General features: G+C 61.0%; 19 protein-coding genes and 7 tRNA genes. 21 read left to right on the top strand and 5 right to left on the bottom strand.

Translation table 11 applies throughout. From position 1 onward, the window contains the following. Positions 1 to 198 precede the first annotated feature (198 nt). The 3 genes from HNP33_RS09005 to HNP33_RS08995 all read left to right on the top strand — a co-directional run bounded on the left by HNP33_RS09005 (position 199) and on the right by HNP33_RS08995 (position 4,067). Positions 199 to 882 (top strand): response regulator, encoded by a 684-nt coding sequence (locus tag HNP33_RS09005; protein ID WP_184707512.1) that lies wholly within the window; start codon positions 199 to 201, stop codon positions 880 to 882. After that, entirely contained in the window at positions 882 to 2,309 is a 1,428-nt protein-coding gene (locus HNP33_RS09000; RefSeq protein ID WP_184707510.1) for an ATP-binding protein, read from the top strand. The genes HNP33_RS09005 and HNP33_RS09000 overlap by 1 nt, the downstream gene beginning before the upstream one ends. Before the next feature lie 213 nt (positions 2,310 to 2,522). After that, positions 2,523 to 4,067, top strand: coding sequence for a DegQ family serine endoprotease (locus tag HNP33_RS08995; RefSeq protein WP_184707508.1), 1,545 nt, complete (start codon positions 2,523 to 2,525; stop codon positions 4,065 to 4,067). 112 nt (positions 4,068 to 4,179) lie between these two features. Here the strand turns inward: HNP33_RS08995 and hpnC are convergent, their stop codons facing one another. Next, positions 4,180 to 5,070: a squalene synthase HpnC gene (gene hpnC, locus HNP33_RS08990; RefSeq protein WP_184707506.1), complete on the bottom strand. Its 891-nt coding sequence runs from the start codon at positions 5,068 to 5,070 to the stop codon at positions 4,180 to 4,182. 142 nt (positions 5,071 to 5,212) lie between these two features. Between hpnC and HNP33_RS08985 the strand changes: the two genes are divergently transcribed. From HNP33_RS08985 to HNP33_RS08910, 16 genes are all read left to right on the top strand, one after another. Further along, positions 5,213 to 6,412: an efflux RND transporter periplasmic adaptor subunit gene (locus tag HNP33_RS08985; RefSeq protein ID WP_184707504.1), complete on the top strand. Its 1,200-nt coding sequence runs from the start codon at positions 5,213 to 5,215 to the stop codon at positions 6,410 to 6,412. Between the two features lie 9 nt (positions 6,413 to 6,421). Further along, positions 6,422 to 9,637: an efflux RND transporter permease subunit gene (locus tag HNP33_RS08980; RefSeq protein WP_184707502.1), complete on the top strand. Its 3,216-nt coding sequence runs from the start codon at positions 6,422 to 6,424 to the stop codon at positions 9,635 to 9,637. A 120-nt stretch (positions 9,638 to 9,757) separates the two neighbouring features. Then, positions 9,758 to 9,844, top strand: a tRNA-Leu gene (locus HNP33_RS08975). A 259-nt stretch (positions 9,845 to 10,103) separates the two neighbouring features. Next, positions 10,104 to 11,042, top strand: a complete 939-nt coding sequence (locus tag HNP33_RS08970) for a hypothetical protein (RefSeq protein WP_184707500.1) — start codon at positions 10,104 to 10,106, stop codon at positions 11,040 to 11,042. A 310-nt stretch (positions 11,043 to 11,352) separates the two neighbouring features. Continuing rightward, positions 11,353 to 12,666 (top strand): trigger factor, encoded by a 1,314-nt coding sequence (tig, locus tag HNP33_RS08965; protein WP_184707498.1) that lies wholly within the window; start codon positions 11,353 to 11,355, stop codon positions 12,664 to 12,666. 164 nt (positions 12,667 to 12,830) lie between these two features. Continuing rightward, positions 12,831 to 13,439 carry an ATP-dependent Clp endopeptidase proteolytic subunit ClpP gene (gene clpP / locus HNP33_RS08960; RefSeq protein WP_184707496.1) on the top strand — a complete coding sequence of 203 codons (609 nt, stop codon included), beginning with the start codon at positions 12,831 to 12,833 and terminating at the stop codon, positions 13,437 to 13,439. Positions 13,440 to 13,543: 104 nt separating this feature from the next. Further along, positions 13,544 to 14,815 (top strand): ATP-dependent Clp protease ATP-binding subunit ClpX, encoded by a 1,272-nt coding sequence (gene clpX / locus HNP33_RS08955; RefSeq protein WP_184707494.1) that lies wholly within the window; start codon positions 13,544 to 13,546, stop codon positions 14,813 to 14,815. A gap of 194 nt (positions 14,816 to 15,009) precedes the next feature. Continuing rightward, the gene (gene lon, locus HNP33_RS08950) at positions 15,010 to 17,460 is read left to right on the top strand and encodes an endopeptidase La (RefSeq protein WP_184707492.1); all 2,451 of its coding nucleotides are present in this window, start codon (positions 15,010 to 15,012) and stop codon (positions 17,458 to 17,460) included. A 128-nt stretch (positions 17,461 to 17,588) separates the two neighbouring features. Next, positions 17,589 to 17,664, top strand: a tRNA-Gly gene (locus HNP33_RS08945). 40 nt (positions 17,665 to 17,704) lie between these two features. Further along, a tRNA-Cys gene (locus tag HNP33_RS08940) sits at positions 17,705 to 17,778 on the top strand. Positions 17,779 to 17,826: 48 nt separating this feature from the next. Then, positions 17,827 to 17,902 (top strand) — tRNA-Gly (locus tag HNP33_RS08935). A 37-nt stretch (positions 17,903 to 17,939) separates the two neighbouring features. Continuing rightward, a tRNA-Gly gene (locus HNP33_RS08930) sits at positions 17,940 to 18,015 on the top strand. A 38-nt stretch (positions 18,016 to 18,053) separates the two neighbouring features. After that, positions 18,054 to 18,129 (top strand) — tRNA-Gly (locus HNP33_RS08925). Positions 18,130 to 18,224: 95 nt separating this feature from the next. After that, positions 18,225 to 18,313: transfer RNA gene (locus tag HNP33_RS08920), tRNA-Leu, on the top strand. Positions 18,314 to 18,507: 194 nt separating this feature from the next. Further along, positions 18,508 to 19,131, top strand: a complete 624-nt coding sequence (locus HNP33_RS08915) for a DUF6806 family protein (RefSeq protein WP_184707490.1) — start codon at positions 18,508 to 18,510, stop codon at positions 19,129 to 19,131. A gap of 103 nt (positions 19,132 to 19,234) precedes the next feature. Beyond that, positions 19,235 to 19,789 carry a YgjP-like metallopeptidase domain-containing protein gene (locus HNP33_RS08910; protein WP_184707488.1) on the top strand — a complete coding sequence of 185 codons (555 nt, stop codon included), beginning with the start codon at positions 19,235 to 19,237 and terminating at the stop codon, positions 19,787 to 19,789. On the opposite strand, the gene murI is transcribed toward HNP33_RS08910, so the two are convergent. Both murI and HNP33_RS08900 read right to left on the bottom strand, forming a co-directional pair. Then, positions 19,772 to 20,626 carry a glutamate racemase gene (gene murI / locus HNP33_RS08905; protein ID WP_184707486.1) on the bottom strand — a complete coding sequence of 285 codons (855 nt, stop codon included), beginning with the start codon at positions 20,624 to 20,626 and terminating at the stop codon, positions 19,772 to 19,774. The genes HNP33_RS08910 and murI overlap by 18 nt on opposite strands. Before the next feature lie 56 nt (positions 20,627 to 20,682). Beyond that, positions 20,683 to 21,057, bottom strand: coding sequence for a hypothetical protein (locus tag HNP33_RS08900; RefSeq protein WP_184707484.1), 375 nt, complete (start codon positions 21,055 to 21,057; stop codon positions 20,683 to 20,685). Positions 21,058 to 21,328: 271 nt separating this feature from the next. Between HNP33_RS08900 and HNP33_RS08895 the strand changes: the two genes are divergently transcribed. Together HNP33_RS08895 and HNP33_RS08890 are read left to right on the top strand one after the other, a co-directional pair. Continuing rightward, the gene (locus HNP33_RS08895; protein ID WP_184707718.1) at positions 21,329 to 22,033 is read left to right on the top strand and encodes a YebC/PmpR family DNA-binding transcriptional regulator; all 705 of its coding nucleotides are present in this window, start codon (positions 21,329 to 21,331) and stop codon (positions 22,031 to 22,033) included. 187 nt (positions 22,034 to 22,220) lie between these two features. Further along, positions 22,221 to 22,499 carry a PsiF family protein gene (locus tag HNP33_RS08890; RefSeq protein WP_184707482.1) on the top strand — a complete coding sequence of 93 codons (279 nt, stop codon included), beginning with the start codon at positions 22,221 to 22,223 and terminating at the stop codon, positions 22,497 to 22,499. A 92-nt stretch (positions 22,500 to 22,591) separates the two neighbouring features. On the opposite strand, the gene HNP33_RS08885 is transcribed toward HNP33_RS08890, so the two are convergent. Both HNP33_RS08885 and HNP33_RS08880 read right to left on the bottom strand, forming a co-directional pair. Continuing rightward, positions 22,592 to 23,266 (bottom strand): HD domain-containing protein, encoded by a 675-nt coding sequence (locus tag HNP33_RS08885; RefSeq protein ID WP_184707480.1) that lies wholly within the window; start codon positions 23,264 to 23,266, stop codon positions 22,592 to 22,594. Next, the gene (locus HNP33_RS08880; protein ID WP_184707477.1) at positions 23,266 to 23,877 is read right to left on the bottom strand and encodes a DUF938 domain-containing protein; all 612 of its coding nucleotides are present in this window, start codon (positions 23,875 to 23,877) and stop codon (positions 23,266 to 23,268) included. Before HNP33_RS08880 ends, HNP33_RS08885 begins: the two co-directional genes overlap by 1 nt. Positions 23,878 to 24,039 lie beyond the last annotated feature (162 nt).

Below are 24,039 nucleotides of genomic sequence, written 5' to 3'. Positions count from 1 at the left end.
CATCTGCCTCATGAGGGTGAGAACAAGCAGATGCTGCCTTTGGTATTGGCCAACCAATACCTTTGCGTGATGATCAGCTGCAGGCGGTGTGATTGGCACACTGTTTGCAGCTGATTTTTTTACGCTTCTGTTCTGGAATCGGGCTGGCGGCCATTGCGGCGGCCAGCCCTTTTTCCTTCTGGGCGCCATAATTCACGCATGCGCATATTGCTGGTAGAAGATGATCAGATGATTGGCGAAGTGGTGCTGGACGCGCTGCGCGCCGAATCCTGGGCGGTGGACTGGGTCAAGGATGGCGCCATGGCGGAGACGGCGCTCGCCACCGGCGGCTATGACCTGGTTCTGCTGGACCTGGGGCTGCCCCGGCTGGACGGACTGCAGGTGCTGCGCGGCATGCGTGCCCGCAGGATGCGCACACCCGTGCTGATTGCCACCGCGCGCGACGCCATCGCCGACCGTGTGGCAGGTCTGGACGCAGGGGCAGACGATTACATCATCAAACCCTACGATCTTGACGAGTTGTTTGCGCGGATTCGTGCATTGGTGCGCCGTGCCAACGGCCGGGCCGAGCCCGAGTACGTCTGGGGCAAGGTGCGCATTGTGCCCGCCACGCACGAGGCTTTTGTCGATGGCAGCCCGGTCAACCTTTCTGCCCGTGAGTGGGCGGTGCTGGAACCCTTGATCGCCCGGCCGGGCCGGGTGCTCTCTCGCCCCCAGCTGGAGGAAAAACTGTACTCCTGGCGGGATGATGTCAGCAGCAATGCCGTCGAGGTCTACATCCATGGCGTGCGCAAGAAGCTGGGGGCGGATCTGATCCAGAACGTGCGGGGCCTGGGCTATCTGGTGCCAGCAGAGCAGCCAGAGATAGGAAGCGCGCCGTGATGCCGCAGGTGAATGCATCCGGCCAGCGCGCTTCCAATGCCGCCGGCGTGCATGCGGCCAAGCCTTTCTCGCTTCGCGCCAGGCTGACCTGGGCCTTGCTCGCTGTGGTGGCCGTGGCCGCTTGCCTGCAGGCGTTCAGCATCTACCGTACGGCGCGGGCGGAGACCGAAGCACTGTTTGATGGCCAGATGCAGCGCATCGCGCTGGCACTGTCGGCGGGGCTGGCGTCCGAGGTGGCATCCGATGCGCTGGCCGACCCGCAGGCCAAGGCTCAGGACATGATCGTGCAGATCTGGCGTGCCGACGGCATCATGCTCTATCGCTCCAGCAATGCGCGCCTGCTGCCGCAGGTGGCTGTGCTGGGCTTCAGCGATGCCCGGGCGCATGGCACGGCGTTTCGCATCTATGCGCTGCAGACGCCCACGCAGGTGATTCAGGTGGCGCAGGAGATCGCCTCCCGTCGTCAGATGGCGGGCGATGTGGCGCTGCGCTCCATCGTGCCAGTGCTGCTGCTTGCGCCGCTCATCATGCTGGTGGTGTGGTGGGTGGTGACACGCACCCTGGCGCCGTTGCAGCGCACGCGCAGCCAGCTGGCAGCGCGCAGGGCCGATGACCTTTCACCTCTGCCCGATGCCGACCTGCCGCTGGAAGTGCAGCCCCTGGTGCAAGAGATGAACCTGTTGCTCGCCCGGCTTCAGGCTGCATTTGATGCGCTGCAGCGCTTTGTGGGTGATGCCGCGCATGAACTGCGTTCGCCACTGGCAGCCCTGCGCCTGCAGGTGCAGAGCCTGGCCCGCGCCCCGGATGACGCAGCCCGCCGTGTTGCGGGCGAACGTGTCACTGCCGGTATCGACCGGGCCACCCGCATGGTGGAGCAGCTGCTGTCCCTGGCGCGGCAGGAAGCGGGGCAGATACAGGCTGCTACGCTCCAGGCGGTGGACATGGCCTTGCTGTGCCAGCGCTCGGTCGATGAGCTGCAGCCGCTGGCGCAGCAGGCGGGTTTGCACCTGGCGTTTGCGGCAGATGCGGCGCAACCGGCCATCACCGGCCAGCCCGATGCGCTGGCGCTGCTGCTGCGCAACCTGCTGGAAAATGCGCTGCGCTATACACCGGAAGGCGGCCAGGTGCAGTGCAGCTGGGGCAGGGCAGCTGACGAGGCCAGCAGCTCCAGTGTTGCCGGGCGCAGCTCTGCAGTCCTCACTGTGGAAGACAGCGGCCCCGGCATTGCTGCTGCAGAACGTGAGCGCGTGCTCGACAGGTTCTACCGCGTACCCGGTACGGTGGCCCATGGCAGCGGCCTGGGCCTGGCCATCGTGAATGCGGTGGCCCGCCAGCATGGCGCTCGCCTGGCGCTGGACGATTCGCCGCTTCTCGGTGGACTGCGGATTCGGGTGTTTTTTGATGCGATTTCTGCATCTGGCGCATGACCAGTGCATGACCGGTATCTGCATTTAGCTACTTTTTTTGATCGCTTTATGCCTGGCCGATTCGCCTGTCTGCATCCATGCCGGGGCATTGCTGCAGGCCGGGCAACCGCCACTGCCATCCTCTGCACTGCAAAGCCAGCCTAAGCTTCCTCTAAGTCTGCGCTGGCACAGTAGCGCCATCGACAGACTGAATGCGTCAGAGGAGTTCAAAAAATGTCCACCCCTTCTTTTCAACTGGGTTCCAAAAGGCTGGTTGCCGCCTTGCTGGCGGCAGGTGTTCTGGGCGGCGTGGGCGCTACGGCCGTACAGCATATGCAGTGGAGTGCGAATGCGCAGGCAGTGCCTGCAGTCGTGGCACAGGCTGCAGGCACCATGGCGCCCGCGGTCAGTGTGCCCAATTTCGCTGCCATTACGGCACAGGCGGGGCCATCCGTGGTCAATATCAGTGTGCGAGGTACGCGCAAGGTCGGCAACGACGAGGATGATGGAGATGACAGCGACACGGCCCCTTCGGCCAATCGTGGCCAGCAGATGGACCCGGGCGATCCGATGCAGCAGTTCTTCAGGCAGTTTGGCTTTGCGGTTCCGCAGCAAGGCATGCGTGGCTTTGGCCGCCAGATTCCGCAGGAAGTGCCAACGGCAGGCGAAGGCTCGGGCTTCATCATCAGCCCCGATGGCACGATCCTGACCAACGCGCACGTGGTCAAGGGTGCCAAAACAGTGACTGTCAAGCTCACCGACCGCCGTGAATTCAAGGCCAAGGTGCTGGGCACCGATCCCAAGACCGACATCGCCGTCATCAAGATCGATGCCAAGGACTTGCCGGTGGCGCGGCTGGGTGACTCCAAGGCTGTTCAGCAGGGCGAATGGGTACTGGCCATTGGTTCGCCCTTCGGTTTCGAGAATTCGGTGACGGCCGGAGTGGTCAGCGCCAAGGGACGCGCCTTGCCCGATGACAGCGCTGTTCCCTTCATCCAGACCGATGTGGCCGTCAATCCCGGAAATTCGGGAGGCCCGCTTTTGAACACCCGAGGCGAGGTGGTGGGTATCAATTCGCAGATCTACAGCAAGAGCGGCGGCTACCAGGGCCTGTCGTTTGCGATCCCGATCGACCTGGCGGTCAACATCAAGGACCAGATTGTGGAGCACGGCAAGGTGAACCACGCGCGGTTGGGCGTCGTGATTCAGGAGGTGAACCAGGCCTTTGCCGATTCCTTCAAGCTGCCCAAGCCCGAAGGTGCGCTGGTGGCCAGCGTGGAAAAGGACGGCCCCGCAGACAAGGCTGGCTTGCAGCCTGGCGATGTGATCACCGGCTACAACGGCCAGGCCATCGTCTCTTCCAATGATCTGCCTGCTGCCATAGCCACTGCACGGCCGGGCGCGGAGGCCCGCCTGCAGGTATGGCGCCAGGGCAAGCAGACCACGGTGCAGGCGACCCTGGGTGGCAACACAGGCAAGGGCGAGCAGGTGGCCAGCAATGACAAGGTGGGCAAAGGCAAGCTGGGCCTGGCGCTGCGCGAGCTCACGCCGCAGGAAAAGCAGGCGAGCGGCAGCAAGAACGGTCTGATCGTGGAGCAGGCCGCTGGCCCCGCGGCCCTGGCAGGGGTGCAGCCTGGGGACGTGGTGCTGTCCGTCAATGGCGCAGCGGTGACGGGAATTGACGAACTGCGTAAACAAGTGGCGCAATCCGACAAATCGGTGGCCTTGTTGATCGAGCGCAACGGGCAGAAGATTTTCGTGCCGGTACAGTTGGGCTGAAGCGTTTCTTGCTGCACCACATTTTGTAGGCACTCTCCTCGGGGGTTCTGAACCCCTTTTCAGGCCGAACCTTTGCGGGTTCGGCCTCTTTTATGGGCTGCAGGGCAAAGGTCTACATCCACAGGCTGCGCCAGAGCATGCGCGGCACATCTGCCTTGCCGATGGTGCGCCTCTCCCACAGGCTGCGTCCTTGCAAGGCCTCGACCTTGTCCAGAATGCGCAGGCCGCCTTGCACCACCAGGCGCAACTCCCAGCCAGCGCGCCCGGGGATGCGGTGCACCAGTGGAGCGCCGCTGTTCATCAGTTCGCGGGCCCAGCTTGCCTGCTGCATGACCAGCTGGCGCAGTGCCAGGCTGTCCTGGCGTTGCTGCATGGCGACCAGGCTGACACCGTGTTGTGCGCGGTCAGCGTCGGTGAGGTAGTAACGCCCGCGCGGAATGTCCACGCTCAGGTCCTGCCAGAAATTGATCAGTTGCAGTGCGCTGCAGATGGCGTCGCTCTGCGCCAGCGATGTGGCGTCCTGCACGCCATACAGATGCAGCAGCAGGCGCCCTACCGGATTGGCCGAGCGGCGGCAGTAATCCAGCAGCTCCGCCCGGTTTGCATAGGTGTGGGTGTTCTCGGTTTTGCCGATGTCCTGCATGAAGGCGTCGAGCAGATCGTCCAGCAGTTGCACCGGCAGCTGCCACTGGGCGATGGCAGCTTGCAACGGCGCAAATACGCCTTGCCACTGCGGTGCTGGCGCGTGGCCTTGGGCAATGTGGGCCAGTTCTTCGCGGTAGGCCTGCAATTGAGCAATGCGTTGGGCGGCGTTGGCATCGCCTTCGTCGGCAATGTCATCCGCAGTGCGGGCAAAGTGGTAGATGGCTGCAATGGGGGCGCGCAGGGCAGGCGGGCACAGCCACGAGGCAACCGGAAAGTTCTCGTAGTGCGTGACGGCGGGCGCCGCAGCGGCAATGGGCCGGGGGGCGGCAGGGCTGGATGGAGAGGGAGATTCGTTCACAGCCGGGATGCTAGCCGATTGACAGCAGAGGATGAAAACCCTAGATTAATGACCCATTGGTCATTAAATGACTGCCGGGCGAGTCTGTGAAATCAACATGGGCGGCTGCGGCGATCTGTCTTCCTCTTTCTGGCTCACCACCATGTCTCAAGCTCTTTTCAAGCGCCCTGCGCGCGCTGCTATTGCACTGGCAGCTGTCATTTTGATAGCGGCCTGCTCCAAGAAGGAACCTCCGCCGGAGCCGATCCGTGCCGTCAAGCTGCAGACGGTGGGCGCTGCACCTTTGGTGGCCAAGCCCGAATTTGCGGGCGATATCCGTGCGCGGACCGAAGCGCAGCTCGGTTTTCGGGTGGCGGGCAAGGTACTCAGCCGCAACGTGGAGCTGGGCCAGGCGGTGAAGCCCGGCCAGTTGCTGGCACAGCTTGATGGCGCGGATTACGCACTGGCTGCGCAGGGCGCCCAGGCGCAGGTGCAGGCGGCGGTGACGCAGCGCGATCTGGCCGCTGCCAATTACCACCGTTTCAAGGAGCTGCGCGACAAGAATTTCATCAGCGCGGCCGAGATGGAGCGCCATGCGGCATCGCTCAAATCGGCGCAGGCCCAGCTGGACCAGGCCAAGGCCAATGCCGCTGCGCAGGGCAATCAGACCGGCTATACGCGGCTGGTATCCGATGTGGCAGGCGTCGTGACGGCGGTCAATGTAGAGCCTGGCCAAGTGGTGGCCGCAGGCAGCCCGGTGCTGCGCATTGCCAAGGACGGCGCACGCGACGCTGTATTTGCCGTACCTGAAGACCGCATTGCCCAGTTCAAAGTGGGGCAGCCGGCGCAGGTTCTGGTGTGGCCCGATGGACAGACGCTGGGCGCGCACATCCGCGAAGTGGCGGCCAGCGCCGATGCCGCCACGCGCACTTACCAGATCAAGGCATCGCTCGACGCGGCGGACACCGATGTGCTCCCCAAGCTGGGAGCAACCGTCACCGTCATTCCGCAGGGCGCTCAGGCGGGTGCAACGCAGGATGCAGGCGTCATCAAGCTGCCGTTGGCGGCGCTGTGGGACAAGGCAGGTGTCAGCAACGTCTGGGTGTTTGACCCGGCGACTTCGGCCGTGCAGCCGCAGCCGGTGAAGGTGGCACGCATGGACGGCAACGATGCCGTCATCCAAAGCGGCCTGCAGCCGGGCCAGCAGGTGGTGATTGCCGGTGTGCATGTGCTCAATGCCGGGCAAAAAGTGACCGTGTTTCAATCAAAATACGCTCCCGCGCAAGACAGCAAGGCGCCAGATGCTACTAATTCTGTAGTTTCCGGTGCTTCTGGTGACGCATCGCCTGCGGCGGCCAAGTAAGAGGTGGCCATGCAAGACAACGCAACACCAGGCACGCCGCTGCAGGGCGACCAGGAAAAGCACCTGGACACCAAAGGCTTCAACCTGTCGCGCTGGGCGCTACAGCATATTCCGCTCACACGCTACCTGCTCATCGTGTTGCTGGTGCTGGGCCTGGGTGCCTATTTCCAGCTGGGGCAGGACGAAGACCCACCGTTCACCTTCCGCGCCATGGTGGTGTCCGCCGCATGGCCGGGCGCCACGGCGCAGCAGGTGGCCGAGCAGGTGACCGACAAGATCGAGCGCACCCTGCAGGACGTCCCCAACGCCGACAAGATCGTCAGCTACTCCAAACCGGGTGAGATGCTGATCATCCTGAACCTGCGCGAAGACACCAAGCCGGGCGACGTGCTGCAAACCTGGCTCACGGTGCGAAAAAAAGTGGGTGACATGCGAGCCACCCTGCCGCAAGGCGTGCTGGGGCCGTTCTTCAACGACGATTTTGGCGATGTGTATGGCGTGATCTATGCGCTGCAGGGCGACGGCTACAGCTACGCCGAGCTCAAGGAGTACGCCGACAGCGTGCGCCAGAGCTTGCTGCGCGTCAAGGACGTGGCCAAGGTGGAATTGTTTGGCGTGCAGGATGAGAAGCTGTTCATCGAAATCTCGCGCACCAAGCTGGCCCAGCTGGGCCTCGACATGAACCAGGTGATTGGCCAGCTCGGCCAGCAGAACGCCGTGCAAAGCGGCGGAGAGGTGCAGGCCAGTTCAGACCGCGTGCAGGTTGAAGTGACGGGCGAATTCACGCGGCTGGAAGACGTCAAGGCCATGCCCATCCGGGGGCCTGCGGGCGTGCAGCTCAAGCTGGGCGATATTGCTGATATCTACCGCGGCTACATCGATCCGGCCAAAACCAAGGTGCACTACCAGGGGCGGCCCACGGTGGCGCTGGGTATCTCGATGCGCAGGGGCGGCGACGTGATTGCGCTGGGCAAGAACCTGCGTGCGGCCGTGGACAAAATCGCTCCCACCCTGCCAGCTGGCATGAGCCTCGCAAATGTGCAGGACCAGCCTAAGGCCGTGGCCACCTCGGTCAATGAATTTGTGCAGACCCTGATCGAGGCGGTGGTCATCGTGCTGGCGGTGAGCTTTTTGAGCCTGGGGCTTCACATCCGCAAGGGCAAGGAACCACTGTGGCGCCGTGTCTCCGTCGATCCGCGCCCGGGGCTGGTGGTGGGCATCACCATTCCGCTGGTGCTGGCGGCCACCTTCCTGGCCATGTGGTACTGGGGCATTGGCTTGCACAAGGTATCGCTGGGGTCGCTGATCATTGCGCTGGGCCTGCTGGTGGATGACGCCATCATTGCCGTGGAGATGATGGTGCGCAAGCTGGAAGAAGGCTACGACAAGGTGAGCGCAGCCACGGCGGCTTATGACATCACGGCCAAACCGATGCTGACCGGCACCCTGATCACCGCTGCGGGCTTCATGCCCATTGGTATCGCCAAATCCACCACCGGTGAATACACCTTCGCCATCTTTGCGGTAACGGTGATTGCGCTGGTCATCAGCTGGGTGGCATCGGTGTACTTCGTGCCGTACCTGGGGACGGTGTTTCTCAAAAAGCCCAGGCATGCACCCGAGAGCGGAGACGCTGGTCACCACGAAATGTTTGACACGCCTTTCTACAACCGCTTTCGCCGTACCGTGGGCTGGTGCGTGGAGCACCGCTGGCTGACCATTGGCGCGACATTGCTGGTGTTCGCGCTGGGCCTGTTTGGCATGTCGAAAGTACAGCAGCAGTTCTTCCCCGATTCGAACCGCACCGAAATCCTGCTGGACGTGTGGTTGCCCGAGGGTGCCAGCGTAGCTGCGAATGAACAGGTGACCCAGCGCATCGAAAAGCGCATGCAGGAGCAGCCGGGCATGGAGTCCGTCACCTCCTGGATCGGCTCGGGCGTGCCGCGTTTTTATCTGCCGCTCGACCAGATCTTCCCGCAGTCCAACGTATCGCAGTTGATACTGCTGCCCACCAATCTGGCCGAGCGCGACCGGTTGATGAAACAACTGCCTACTTTGCTGGCGCAGGAGTTTCCTGAGGTGCGGGCGCGCGTGAAGCTGCTGCCCAGCGGGCCGCCTGTGCCGTATCCCGTGCAGTTCCGCGTCATGGGGCAAGACCCCAAGCTGCTGCGTGAGCTGGCCAACGAAGTGCGCGCGAAGCTGGAAGCATCGCCAGACATGCGTGGCGTGAACGACAACTGGAATGAGGCCATCAAGGTGCTGCGGCTGGAGGTAGACCAGAGCAAGGCCCGCGCCCTGGGCGTGAGCAATCAGGACATTGCCCAGGCCACGCGGACCCAGCTGTCGGGCAACACCATCGGCCAGTACCGCGAAGGCGACAAGCTGATCGACATGGTGCTGCGCCAGCCCGTAGACGAGCGCAAGGCGGTCACCGACGTGGGCAATGCCTACGTGACGTCCAGCAGCGGCCGGGCGATTCCGCTCTCGCAGATCGCCAAACCCACCTTCGTATGGGAGCCGGGCATTCTGTGGCGGCAGGGGCGCGAGTACTCCATCACGGTGCAGGGCGATGTGGTGGCCGGACTGCAGGGGCCGACGGTGACGCAGAAGCTCTGGCCCGATCTGCAGAAGCTGCAGGAAGGCTGGACAGCCAAGGGGCTGAACCAATACCGCATCGAAATCGCAGGAGCGGTGGAGGAGAGCGCCAAGGGTTCGGACTCGATCATGGCGGGTATGCCGATCATGGTGTTCATCGTCTTTACCCTGCTGATGCTGCAGCTGCACAGCTTCAGCCGCTCGGTGCTGGTCTACCTCACCGGTTTTCTGGGCATCTCGGGGGTCACGGCAGCGCTGCTGCTGCTCAATCGCCCCTTCGGCTTTGTTGCGCTTTTGGGCGTGATTGCGCTCATGGGCATGATCCAGCGCAACTCCGTCATCCTGATCGACCAGATCGAGGCCAACCATGCAGCGGGGCTGTCCACCTTTGATGCCATCGTCGAAGCCGCTACGCACCGCCTGCGCCCGATTGCGCTGACGGCAGCTGCCGCGGTGCTGGCGATGATTCCGCTCTCGCGCAGCATCTTCTGGGGCCCCATGGCGGTTGCCATCATGGGCGGCCTGATTGTTGCCACGGTGCTGACACTGCTGGCGCTGCCTGCCATGTATGCCGCATGGTTCCGCGTGAAGAAGGAGCACAGCAGCACCCCGCTGTCCGCGGCGGTCTAGTCACCAGGTTACGGGCAGATGCAGCGCTTTTTTGCACAGAACGGGCCAGAAGGCACAGGTCTTGCATGTAGAATCACGGATTGACCTGAACGGGATATGGCGCCTGCCATGACCCGGACCGCGCGGGTGGCGAAATTGGTAGACGCACCAGGTTTAGGTCCTGACGGTGGCAACACTGTGGGGGTTCGAGTCCCCCCCCGCGCACCAATTTGATAGCAGTCCTTCCAGAGGAAGGGCGCATGCATTGTTTGAAGGCCGGCTTTCACTGGAAGTCGGCTTTTTGTTTTCTGATTGCATCCGCGTATGAGCGATGAATGGCAGAAAAAAGCCTTTCAGAAATCGGGCTTTCCTGTGTGTCTCTGGATTGACAAGCGCCAACTTGCTGGCATGATTTGTTACTGGTTCCGTCCTCAGAATCTGTTCAAACATCGTAAACAGGTTCTCCATGCAGCAATAGATATCTGTAATGACAAAAATCCTGCAAGCGGCGCTCTATGGGGTATTGCTGGCGGCGCTGCAAACCCATGCGCAAACGCTGGATGCCTTGCTGTCCCCTGAACCGGTCAGCTCCAGTCCAGAAAGCCAGGAGGCCTCGGCGCGCACCCTGCGTGATCTGACGGAGCGCTTTCAAGAATCCCGTACAGTGACCGAGAAACTCATGTTGCTGCAACAGATGCGCGATCTGCTGGATGAGGTGCGCGATTCCGGCACCCTGTTGTCCTTGCGTGCCGAAATGCAGAAAACAGTGGAGGGCGCAGACGAGGTATTGAAGCCTGATGCCATCCGGGTCTTGATGGGCACAGGGAGTGCCGACCAGAATGTGCCGGTGCTGGTGCATGCCTGGGAAAAGAAACAGCTGGCCGAGCCTTTGTTCCACCGCAGTCTGGCGCTGCTGTACCCGCGTGCCAGCAAGCCCTGGCGGATGGAGATCATGAAGCTGCTGCTGCAGGGCGAGATGGTGCCCAGCCGGGTCAAGCTTGTGGAAATATGGGGCAGGCCTTCCATTCTGCAGAAGCTGGATGCAGAGGAACTCCAGGCCGTGCATGGCTTTCTGGACAGGTGGCAGGGGGTTGTGCTGCGCTTGCAGCCCGGCCTTGGGAGCCTGGTGGTTCGCAACCTGCAACTGTGGCTGTCGGCGAAGGCCAATCTGATGCTGGCCGAGAGCGGTACGGCGCGGGCCGACGCGATGCTATCCATCGTGCTTGACCCCCAGACAGCCCCGCGCCTTTTGGTGGCATGGATTCTCTCACCCGATTTCAAATCCCAGGCCTATGGCTCCCAGATCAGTCAGCCCACCTGGAAGAAGTGCTACGAGCGCCTGCATGCATTGCAGGCCAGCGCGCCGGATGACGAATTCATCCGTGCTGCCTGGCTGGTGCTGGAGCAGACCGGCCCCATGCGTTGAGGTGCCTGCCCGCTGGCAGATGCATGCATGCAGGCATGCTGCAGTGCGTTTGCCAGTGTGGTTCGCACTTTCCTGTAAATTGCGGCTACGGGACGGCAGTTATATATAATGCTCGGTTTCGGCTTACTGCGCCAGGCGTTGCCATACCCAGGGTATTTGTGCTGCTTGCGCTATAAGCCATTGATTTTTGGCGTGTTGATGGCAAATTTGCCGCTCGGGCGCCGCTTCGATGGAACCCAGGTACGAGACAGCGTCGGTGCACTGCACCGGTGTTGTTGCCAGCAGGGTTCGTGCCCAACTAGGAATTACCATGGCAGTGAATGTTGAAACCCTTGAGAAGCTCGAGCGCAAGATCTCGCTGAGCTTGCCCCTGGCTTCGGTGCAGACCGAAGTGGACAGCCGCTTGAAGCGCCTGGCTCGTACCGTGAAGATGGACGGCTTCCGCCCAGGCAAGGTGCCAATGAATGTGGTGGCGCAGCGCTATGGCTATTCCGTCCAGTACGAAGTGCTGAACGAAAAGGTAGGCGAGGCGTTTGCCAAGGCTGCCAACGAAGCAGAACTGCGCGTGGCGGGTCAGCCCAAGATCACCGAAAAGGAAGGTGCTCCCGAGGGCGAACTGGCATTCGACGCCGTGTTTGAAGTGTTCCCTGAAGTCAAGATCGGTGACCTGGCCACTGCAGAAGTGGAAAAGCTGACCGCCGATGTGGACGATGCTGCCATCGACAAGACCATCGATATCCTGCGTAAGCAGCGTCGCACGTTTGCTCAGCGCCCCGCTGACGCAGCCGCTGTGGACGGCGACCGCGTGACCGTGGACTTCGAAGGCAAGATCGACGGCGAACCCTTTGCCGGCGGCAAGGCTGAAGGCTTCCAGTTCCTGATCGGCGAAGGCCAGATGCTCAAGGAATTCGAAGACGCAGTGCGTGGCATGAAGACGGGTGAGTCCAAGACTTTCCCTCTGGCGTTCCCTGAGGACTACCACGGCAAGGAAGTGGCAGGCAAGACCGCCGATTTCCTGGTGACCGTCAAGAAGGTGGAAGCTGCGAACCTGCCTGAAGTGACCGAAGCCTTTGCCAAGACCCTGGGCATTGCTGACGGCTCCGTCGAAGGCCTGCGTGCCGACATCAAGAAGAACCTGGAGCGTGAAGTGAAGTTCCGCGTTCAGTCGCGCAACAAGCAAGCCGTGATGGAAGCCCTGGTGTCCAAGGCTGAACTGGATCTGCCAAAGGCCAGCATCGACGCCGAAGTCGGCCGTCTGCTCGAAGGCGCCCGTGCCGAGCTCAAGCAGCGCGGCATCAAGGATGCTGACAAGGCAGAAATCCCTGCAGATGTGTTCCTGCCGCAAGCCGAGCGCCGCGTGCGCCTGGGCCTGGTGGTGGCTGAGTTGGTCAAGGCCAACAAGCTGGAAGCCACCCCCGAGCAGATCAAGGCCCATGTGGACGATCTGGCTTCGAGCTACGAAAAGCCTGAAGACGTGGTGCGTTGGTACTTTGGTGATCGCCAGCGTCTGGCCGAAGTCGAAGCCGTTGTGATTGAAAACAATGTGACGGATTTCGTGCTGGGCAAGGCCAAGGTCACCGACAAGAAGGTGTCGTTCGACGAATTGATGGGCCAGCAGGCCTGATAGGTTGTCGCACACAGGGCATTGCCGCGCTGGCTCACCCTGTTTGTCTGCCTACCAATGCAGGGGCTTGTGCTTTTGGGCACAGGCCCCATTTTCTTGGGGTACAGTTAGCCCATTCATATGGAATTTGAAGCTAGCTTCCACCTATCCTCAATGGAGATTCAATGAGCGCACAAGATATTCAGAACTTGGGTTTGATCCCGATGGTGATCGAGCAATCGGGCCGTGGAGAGCGCTCGTTTGATATTTATTCGCGTCTGCTCAAGGATCGCGTGATTTTCCTGGTCGGTGAAGTGAATGACCAGACGGCCAACCTCGTGGTTGCCCAGCTGCTGTTTCTGGAGAGTGAGAATCCTGACAAGGACATCTCGCTTTACATCAATTCGCCAGGCGGCAGCGTGACGGCCGGCATGGCCATCTATGACACCATGCAGTTCATCAAGCCGCAGGTCTCTACCATGTGCCTGGGCTTTGCTGCCAGCATGGGTGCGTTCCTGCTGGCTGCGGGTGAGAAGGGCAAGCGCTATTCATTGCCCAATTCCAAGATCATGATCCACCAGGTGCTGGGCGGCGCGCGTGGCCAGGCAACGGATATCGAAATTCATGCCCGTGACATCATCCGCACCAAGGAGCAGATGAACCGCATCCTGGCCGACCGCACGGGTCAGAGCTACGAGAAGGTCAAGAACGACACCGAGCGCGACTATTTCATGACTGCGAACGAAGCGCATGAGTACGGTCTGATTGATACTGTGGTAGAAAAGCGCCCATAAGCAGGATCAAACCGGTGAAGGCGGCCTCAACCCTACCCGGTTGAGGCCGCTTTGTAGTTGGTTATCATTGTTTCCATATAGATTTGATCGAAGGCATTGCCCCCATGGCCGAGAAAAAAGGCTCATCCAGCGAAAAAACCCTGTACTGCTCGTTCTGCGGAAAAAGCCAGCATGAGGTCAAAAAACTCATTGCAGGCCCTTCCGTGTTCATCTGCGATGAGTGCATCAACCTGTGCAACGACATCGTGCGTGACGAAGTGGCTGCAGAAGGCAAGGAGGGGGAAAAGCTCAAGGGCAATGACCTGCCAACGCCAGCGGACATCAAGGCCAATCTGGACAATTATGTGATCGGGCAAGACGCGGCAAAGCGCACCTTGGCCGTGGCCGTGTACAACCACTACAAGCGTCTGCTCCACAAGGACAAGGCTGGCAAGGACGAGGTGGAGCTGGCCAAGAGCAATATCCTCTTGATCGGCCCGACCGGCTCTGGCAAGACCCTGCTTGCCCAGACGCTGGCGCGCCAGTTGAACGTTCCATTTGTGATGGCCGATGCCACCACGTTGACCGAAGCCGGTTATGTGGGCGAGGATGTGGAAAACATCGTGCAGAAGCTGCTGCAAAGCTGCAACTACGATGTGGAACGTGCCCAGCGCGGCATCGTCTATATCGACGAAATCGACAAGATCACCCGCAAGGCTGACAACCCGTCGATCACCCGTGACGTGTCCGGCGAAGGTGTGCAGCAGGCGCTGCTCAAGCTGATCGAAGGCACGATGGCCTCGATTCCTCCGCAAGGCGGTCGCAAGCACCCGAACCAGGATTTTCTGCAGGTAGACACTACCAATATCCTGTTCATCTGCGGCGGTGCGTTCGCGGGCCTGGAGAAGGTGATCGAGAACCGTTCCGAAGCATCCGGCATCGGTTTCAGCGCCACGGTCAAGAGCAAGCAGCAGCGCTCCATCTCGGAGGCTTTCCGCGACATCGAGCCTGAGGACCTGATCAAGTTCGGAATCATCCCCGAGCTGGTGGGCCGCCTGCCGGTGGTGACGGCTCTCGCCGAGCTGTCGGAAGACGCTCTGGTGCAGATCCTGACCCAGCCCAAGAACGCCTTGGTCAAGCAATACAACAAGCTTCTGGGCATGGAAGGGGTGGAGCTGGAAGTGCGCCCCGACGCGCTGACGGCCATCGCCAAGAAGGCGCTGGCGCGCAAGACGGGCGCCCGTGGCCTGCGCTCCATTCTGGAGCAATCGCTGATGACCACCATGTTCGATCTGCCAACGACCGACAATGTCGCCAAGGTTGTTGTTGAGGAAGCAACCATCAACGAAGGAAAGCCGCCCCTGCTGGTTTATCGGGAAGCGGCCAAGAAGGCCTGATGGCACTTGCGCACATCTGGTGCCCGCCAGTAGCTATTGTTTTTGATGAGCCTGCGTTTGCAGGCTCTGCCCTTTGGCAGGCTGTGGGTGCTTGTGCGGGGCCCTCTCAGCTCCTACCCGTGGTTTTTCGAAAGCCGCAGGGTTGAAAAATTGCTTTTGCGAAGCATCTTCGTAAAAGTTTTAAAAGGATTTTCATGTCCGATACCCAATCCCTCACCACTTTCCCCTCGGAATTGCCCATGCTCCCGCTTCGGGATGTTGTGGTGTTTCCGCACATGGTGATCCCGCTTTTCGTGGGCCGCCCCAAGAGCATCAAGGCGCTGGAGACGGCCATGGAGGCCGACCGCAAGATCATGCTGGTGGCGCAGAAGACGGCCGCCAAGGATGATCCTTCGGTCGCAGACATGTTCGATGTGGGCTGCGTCTCCACCATCTTGCAGATGCTCAAGCTGCCCGACGGTACGGTCAAGGTGCTGGTCGAAGGCGTGCAGCGTGCCCAGGTGGTTGAAATCGCAGAAGGCGAAGAATATTTCACCGCCAAGGTCGCTCCCGTGGAGCCTGGCGATGCGGCCGAGAAGGCCAGCGAGATCGAGGCATTGCGCCGCGCCGTGATGCAGCAGTTTGATCAGTACGTCAAGCTCAACAAGAAGATTCCCTCCGAGATCCTGACCTCGATTGCCGGTCTGGAGGACGCGGGGCGTCTGGCCGACACCATTGCAGCGCACCTGCCGCTCAAGCTGGAAAACAAGCAGGCCGTGCTGGAGCTGCAGAACGTGCAGGACCGGCTGGAAAACCTGTATGACCAGCTGGAGCGCGAAGTCGACATCCTCAATGTCGACAAGAAGATCCGTGGGCGGGTCAAAAAGCAGATGGAAAAGAGCCAGCGCGATTTCTATCTGAATGAACAGGTCAAGGCCATCCAGAAGGAACTGGGCGAGGGCGAGGACGGTGCTGATCTGGAAGAGCTGGAAAAGAAGATCCAGCTGGCCAAGATGCCGCAGGAAGCGCGCAAGAAGGCTGAGGCGGAGCTGAAGAAGCTCAAGCTGATGTCGCCCATGTCGGCAGAGGCTTCGGTGGTGCGCAACTTCCTCGAAACCTTGACAAACCTGCCTTGGAGCAAGAAAACCAAGGTCAAAAAGGACCTGGTGGCCGCCGAAGAAGTGCTCAATGCCGACCACTATGGCCTCGAAAAGGTCAAGGACCGCATTCTTGAGTATCTTGCTGTGCAGCAGCGCGTGGACAAGGTCAAGGCGCCCATCCTGTGCCTGGTGGGGCCCCCTGGCGTGGGCAAGACCTCGCTGGGCCAGTCGATTGCCAAGGCCACGGGCCGCAAGTATGTGCGCATGGCGCTGGGCGGCATGCGTGACGAGGCCGAGATCCGCGGCCACCGCCGCACCTACATCGGCGCCATGCCGGGCAAGGTGCTGCAGAGCCTGACCAAGGTCGGTACCCGCAACCCGCTGTTCCTGCTGGATGAAATCGACAAGCTGGGCATGGATTTCCGAGGCGACCCATCGAGTGCCTTGCTGGAGGTGCTGGATCCTGAGCAGAACAGCAAGTTCGGCGATCACTATGTCGAAGTCGACTTCGATCTGAGCGATGTGATGTTCGTGGCGACCTCCAACTCCATGAACATTCCACCGGCTCTGCTGGACCGCATGGAAGTGATTCGTCTGTCGGGTTATACCGAAGACGAGAAAACCAATATCGCCATGCGCTACCTGCTGCCCAAGCAGATCGAGAACAACGGCGTCAAGGATGGCGAGCTGGAACTGCGCGAAGATGCCGTGCGCGACATCGTGCGCTACTACACCCGCGAAGCCGGTGTACGCTCGCTGGAGCGTGAACTCTCCAAGATCTGCCGCAAGGTGGTCAAGAACATCCAGCTGGGCAAAGTGCAGGCCCCGGTGCTGGTGACGGCCGATAATCTGCCCGATTATCTGGGCGTGCGCAAGTTCACCTATGGCCACGCCGAGCAGAAGAACCAGGTCGGTCAGGTGGTGGGCCTTGCCTGGACGGAAGTGGGCGGCGATCTGCTGACCATTGAAGCTGCAGCCATGCCCGGCAAGGGCGTCATCAATCGTACTGGTTCGCTGGGCGATGTGATGAAGGAATCGGTGGAGGCTGCCCGCACCGTGGTGCGCAGCCGTGCCCGTTCACTGGGTATCCGTGATGACGTGTTTGAAAAGCGCGATATCCACATCCACGTGCCGGATGGCGCCACTCCCAAGGATGGCCCGAGCGCAGGTGCGGCGATGACGACGGCGCTGGTATCGGCCCTCAGCGGCATTCCTGTGCGCGCCGATGTGGCCATGACGGGCGAAATCACGCTGCGTGGCGAAGTGACGGCGATTGGCGGCCTGAAAGAAAAGCTGCTGGCGGCGCTGCGCGGCGGCATCAAGACGGTGCTGATCCCCGAAGAGAACGTCAAAGACCTTGCCGAGATTCCCGACAACGTCAAGAGCGCGTTGGAAATCGTGCCCGTGCGCTGGATCGACAAGGTGCTTGACATTGCCCTGGAGGCCAAGCCCGCGCCGCTGACCGATGAGGCCGCAGCAGATACGCCTGTTGTGCCTGCTGTAGCAGTGGCCGCGACCGCCGCGAAGGCAGAGCCCGCTCGCCGCAGCCGGGCAGTGAAGCACTGATGGAAAAGCGAACAGCCCCGTGCGAATAAAACGGGGCTGTTTCGCCAAAACGCCAAAAAAAGTGCGATACAATGCATTCCATTGCGAAGACGGTATATAATCGCTGTCTTCCGATAAAACGGATACACGCGGGAATAGCTCAGTTGGTAGAGCGCAACCTTGCCAAGGTTGAGGTCGACGGTTCGAGACCGTTTTCCCGCTCCAGATTCGCAGTGCTGGTATGCCAGCGGTGCAAACAATCCAAGGCGCGATAGCAAAGCGGTTATGCCCCGGATTGCAAATCCGGTTAGACCAGTTCGACTCTGGTTCGCGCCTCCAGAAGATGCTTGTCAGTATGTTTTGGGTTCGTGGAAAACGAACATTTTTGCGGGAATAGCTCAGTTGGTAGAGCGCAACCTTGCCAAGGTTGAGGTCGACGGTTCGAGACCGTTTTCCCGCTCCAGTTTCAAAGCTGGTGTGATGCAGATCATGCCGGCAATGCGGGAATAGCTCAGTTGGTAGAGCGCAACCTTGCCAAGGTTGAGGTCGACGGTTCGAGACCGTTTTCCCGCTCCAGTTTTCAATGCTGGCGTGATGCAGATCATGCTGGCAATGCGGGAATAGCTCAGTTGGTAGAGCGCAACCTTGCCAAGGTTGAGGTCGACGGTTCGAGACCGTTTTCCCGCTCCAACACGACAAGAAGGAAGCCTCGGCTTCCTTTTTTGTTGTCGGCCCACAAATCGCCAAACTGCAGGGTTTGCCCCGCTAGAATAAGCGGATGTGCTGCCTCGGTGGTGAAATTGGTAGACACCCGGGACTTAAAATCCCGTGCCGCGAAAGTGGCGTGCCGGTTCGATCCCGGCCCGAGGCACCAGTCAAGCGAAGCCAACAGGCCTGCCCTGTTGGCTTTTTCTTCGGCTGTCATCGACAAAACGGGCACAATGCCTGATAGTGTGGATGCAGTGCCGCTCGGGTGGGCGGCTTGCGCAACGGCGATGCGGCGTGCCGTGTCATCTAGTGTGGAGCAGCAGGCGCAAGCGGCGGCTCCGATTGAGGAAGGTACAGAACATGCCCAGTTACAACCCACCCTTTGAGATTCATGTCCACGGCCAGGTGTTGCTGCGGGCCGATGTCGGCTTCGACCAGTTGCAGGAGGCCTTGAAGCCCCTGTGGCAGTATGCGGGTGCCAAGTCACTGGTCGATGGCGCTGAAAGCGCCTATGAGGAAGAGCCAGGCATTCTGTTCGAGCCCAAGGACCACATCCTGCAGATGTGCTGGACGGTGCGCGGCGACGACGATTTTCGCCAGGCGCTCGATGACATGTGCATGAACCTCAATGAGCTGGCCGAGCAGGGTGCGGCCATCGAGGTCACGTTCTACGACGCCGAGTTTGATGACGAAGACCAGGACCGCAGTGCAGAGTCGCGCGATGACTTCATGATGCTGTTCGTCGGCCCGACGCCCGCGGCCATCATGCAGGTGCAGCGCGACATGCTGGTGCAGGACGTGGTGAACATGATGGAGCGCCACTTTGATGCGAGCGAGCTGCAAGGCGTTGTGGGCGAGATCGACAAGCTGTTCAGCCAGCGGTTTGATGCCCTGGTCGATTCGCTGGAGATCGGCAAGCCTCCGCGCGGTGCAGGTGGCTCGGGCGGGCACGGCGGTGGCCGCCGTCCACGTCATCTGCATTGAATAGGGTGTTGGCGTCTGATGGATGGGCGCTGACAGCTATCCATCTTGTAGTTTTATTTCTCTGACCAAGGCAGCCATGTGCTGCCTTGGCTGCTTTCCAGCCATGACTGCTTCTGTTCCATTGCCCTATCTGCAAGCCTATCCGCCCAGTCTGCAGCAGCAGGCGATGGGCCTGGTGCAATCGGGCAGGCTGGGCGATTGGTTGTTGCAGCGCCACCCAGAGGCGCACCAGATGCGCTCGGACAAGGCCTTGCATGGCTATGTGACCGGCTTGAAGACCGAGTACATGCGCAATGCCGCGCCGCTGGCCAAGGTGGTCTACGACAGCAAACTGCAGCTGGTGTACCAGGCGCTGGGTATCCATATGCGCAGCGGAAAGAACCATGGCGGCAAAACCCAGTCGCGGCATGAGATTCGCATTGGCAGCCTGTTCAAGCACGCGCCTGAGCCGTTCCTGCGGATGATTGCCGTGCACGAGCTGGCTCATCTGCGCGAAACCGATCACAACAAGGCGTTCTACCAACTGTGCGAGTACATGGAGCCGGCCTACCACCAACTGGAGCTGGAGACGCGACTGTATCTGACCTGGCTGGATGCTGGTGGCAAGCGGTTGTGGAAAGATGCCAGGGACAGCGACGATTCAGTCAATGGCCGCTGAACGGGCGCATGTTGCCGGTAAACCCAGCCATTGACTGGCTGCATGGCGCAGAGCGGAGACATCGCCCGTTGTGAAGAGGTGGCAGGCCTCCTTAGCCGCGCCCGCGCTCTGCTTGCGCAGCATGCCGGTGGCATGCAGCAGGCTGTATGTGCGCCGCGCCACGGGGGTGCCCGTATCGATCAGGGCGATGCCGGGGCCGACGAGACTGCGCAGGGTATCGGCTGCGAATATGTAATGCGTGCAGCCCAGCACCAGGGTATCGATCTGGTCAGGTTCGGTGCCAAACGCGCCCATGGCGTTTGTGTATTGGGTGCAAAGCGCTCTTATTTGTGCAGCGTTTTTGGGGGCTGAAATGCCGGGCAGGGTACTGTCTTCAATGGCCCGTGCAAGGCCTGCACAAGCCTGTACCACGAATTGCGTATTCGCCGAATGGGCAGCCTGCAGCGCAGCAAAGCGGGCGCTGCCTACCGTGCCGTGCGTGGCGATCACCCCCACCTTATGGGTTTTGCTGTGCTGGGCTGCGGGTTTGAGCGCAGGTTCTACACCGATGATGGGCAGGCCGGGATTGCCGTCGCGCAGGCCGTCAATGGCCGCTGCCGTGGCAGTGTTGCAGGCGATGACCAAAGCCTTCACATCGTGCTGGCTGCGCATCCAATCGGTGATGCGGGCGCTGCGCGCCTGCACAAAGGCATCTCCACGCTCGCCGTACGGGGCATTGCCGCTGTCGGCCAGGTACACAAAGCGCTCGCCGGGCAGCACTTCACGCAGGGCCTGCAGCACGCTCAGGCCGCCGATGCCGCTGTCAAAAACGCCAATGGGAGAGGTGGGGGTAGGCATGGCCGTGCGTGCTGTCCGTCTACAAGGTGCCGCAGATTGTAGGCACGCCCGGGTACCTATGCATCAACCTGGGCCAACAGCATCACCGATGTGGCGACAATGCTGACCGCGAGCACCAGCAAGGCTGTGGCTGCCACATGCAAGGTGGGCGGCAAAGCAGGCTGCCAGCGGCGCAGCAGACAGTGGACGGGGGTGATCAGCAGTGCCTGCAGGAAGCTGGCCGAGATGAGCACCGGCCACAGCTTGTCGCCCTGGATGCGATCGAGCAGGGCTGCATCGCCCGCAAGGCGGAACAGCTGTTCCGCCGGCCAATAGCTGGCAAAACCGGGCAGGCCCAGAAAAACAAAAGACAGCACCAGCCCCGCTACCGAGCACAGCAAGGGCGCGCGCTGTTGTCTGATCCACCCCCACAGATTTTGCAAGACAGCCATGCCTGCATTGTGCCTTGGGATATGAATATCAAAAATGATAGCTATAAGTCTATTAATTTATAGCACTGTAGTGCAAAAATCCTAAAATGATTCGATGCAGAATAGCTGTTGCTTTGACCCATAATCCTGACTCAGCCTCTGGCTGTTGTGCAAGCAGGACAATGGGCGCGGGTGTATAAATTTGCCTTCGTCAAATGGGAGCGTCTTCGGCTGGAAGGCGCGCCATCCGCAGCTCTCGCGCTGCCAAACCAACAACAAGGAACTCGCAGCCATGGGCGCGCAATGGAAAGCAAAGGGCAAGGCGCTGGTCGCTGATGCCAAAGGCAAACTCTTCGGCAAACTGGTCAAGGAAATCACCGTGGCGGCACGCCTGGGAGGTGGAGACCCGGCCAGCAACTCGCGTCTGCGCATGGCAGTGGAAGCGGCTCGCAAGGCCTCCATGCCCAAGGATACGCTGGAGCGTGCCATCAAAAAGGGTTCGGGCGCCGGGGCGGACGCGGTCAATTACTCGACCGTGCTGTTCGAAGGATACGCACCGCATCGCGTGCCGGTAATGGTCGAATGCCTGACAGACAACCCCAATCGCACCGCACCCAATATGCGTGTGTGCTTCCGCAAGGGGCAGCTGACGGCCGTCGCCTGGGATTTTGACCATGTCGGCATGATTGAAGGCGAAGCCGAGAACGGCGCTGACGTGGAGCTGGCTGCCATTGAAGCGGGCGCGCAGGATTTCGAGGCGGGCGAGGAAGAGGGCGTAACCCTGTTCATCACCGAGCCGACCGACCTGGACACCGTGAGCAAGGCGCTGCCTGAGCAGGGCATCAAGGTACTGTCCGCCAAGCTGGGCTACAAGGCCAAGAACCCTGTCAGCATGGGTGGCCTGTCTGCCGAGGCGCAGGAGGAAGTGCAGGCCTTCCTGGCTGGCCTCGAAAACGATGATGATGTGCAGCACGTCTACGTGGGCCTGGTTGACTGAGCCAAGGGCAGCACATTCATGGAGCAAGCAGCCTGCGTGGCTGCTTTTTTATGTCTGTGGCGAAAAAATTCTCGCAAAATGTAGTTCTTGGTGAATGCCATGCTTGCGGCCCATTGACAGGGCGTGCAACTTGTGCCGAAATGCGCCTGCGCTGGTCTTCGGCGTAGTTTTTAAAAGAGCGTATTCCATGAAAAAACTCATCGTTCTCGCCGGTATCGCGCTGGCATCCCAGTTTGCCTTGGCGGCCGACAAGGCGCCTACTGCGCAGCAGCAGCTGATGGGCACTTGCAACACCGAAGCCAAGACCAAGGAACTCAAGGGCGACGACCGCAAGAAGTTCATGTCCAGCTGCCTGTCTGACGGCCGCAAGCGCCAGCAGGAACGCATGAAGGCCTGCAATGTGGACGCCACCGGCAAGAAGGGTGACGAGCGCAAGGCTTTCATGAGCGAGTGCCTGAAGAAGTAAGCGCCGCTGCCTGATGAAGAAAGGCCTGCACGGTGATGCAGGCCTTTTGCTTTTCAGGCGATGGACGACGGGCTGGTGCTTTGGCGCGCAGATCAGCTTTGTGCCTGGGCGATTGGTGCTGCGTTCCATTGCTGCACGAATGCCTGGCGAAAATCGGTAATCCACTGCGCGCGCCGCTCTGCCTCCTGCCTGCCCGCTTCGGTCTGCATGGTGGGAGGTAACTGCAGCAGCTTGGCGGCGATATGGTCCAGCGTGAACTGTTGGTCGTCAAGGGTGCGCTCTGTGGCAAGCGGATCTGTTGCATGCGCCAGCGTGCGGCCCAATTGGCCTCCGATATGGAACATGCGCGCCAGGCCCACGGGCCCCAGGGCATCGAGCCGGTCGGCATCCTGCACGATTCGGGCTTCCAGGGTGCGTGGTGCGATGCGGGCAGAAAAGCTGTGGGCCGCAATGGCATGGGCCACGAGCTCCAGCTTCTGTGCGGGAAAGCCCTGGGCGAGCAGCAGGGTGGTAGCCCGCTCAGCGGCCATGCATGATGCCTGCGGGCGGTCTGGATGGTTCTTGGGGAGGTTCACCACGTCATGCAAATAGCAGGCTGTCAGTACCACCAAGGCATCGGCCTGCGGATAGTGTTGCAGCAGCAGCTGTGCATTTCCCCACACGCGCTGCAGGTGCGAGGTGTCATGGGCGGCATCCTGGCCCGTCTCCTGCGCAGCCAGTTGCTGGCAGAGCGCTTGCCAGCGCTGCAGATCGTCTGGTATGGTCATCATTCGCCCTGACGCTGAAACACCAGCGTGCGGTTGTTGGCTGGCATTGCATGGTCTTGCAGCAACTGCAGGCCGTGGTGTTGAGCGAGCGCCAGCACATCCTCAAAATGGCGGATGCCGCTTTGCGCATCGCGTTGGCGTAACCAGGCGTCGAAGGCACGGTTGCTGGCGCTGGTGAACTGGCCTGCGTAGTTGAAGGGGCCGTAGACGGCAAAGATTCCACCACCTGGCAGGTGCGCGCCCACGAGTGCCACCAGCCGCTCCACCAGGGGCCATGCCATGATGTGCAAGGTGTTGGCCGTGAACACCGCGTCAAAGGCGCCGTCTGCTGTCTGGGGCCACTGTGCGTTGTTCAGATCCAGTGGCAGCGGCGCGCGCAGATTGGGAGCCGGATGCGCGGCATGCCAGGCCTGGATACCGGCATGGTGTGCGGGCAGATCGCTGGTTTGCCATACCAGCTGCGGCAACTGGGGCGCAAAGTACACGCTGTGCTGGCCCGTACCGGAGCCGATCTCCAATACATGGCGCCGTTCCGCCATTGCATCGCGCAGCACGGCCAGGATCGGCTCTCGGTTGTTTTCACAGGCTTGGGAGAAGGGCAAGTCGGTCATGCTGCGGAGGGCGAAAAGCGAGCTGCCGAGTATGCCGCAGGCAGCCCGGGCATGAACGCGTAGGTATTTAGAGCCGCTTGTATGTTTACAGGTGTCGGGGTGAGGGACCAGAGCCGCTATCGGCTGTTGGCGCAGACCGACCGTGTTAGACCCCTCTCAACC

Source organism: Comamonas odontotermitis, from assembly GCF_014207855.1.
In the GTDB taxonomy this organism is placed as follows: Bacteria; Pseudomonadota; Gammaproteobacteria; order Burkholderiales; family Burkholderiaceae_C; genus Comamonas; species Comamonas odontotermitis_A.
This window is presented reverse-complemented; position numbering and strand designations above follow the sequence as displayed.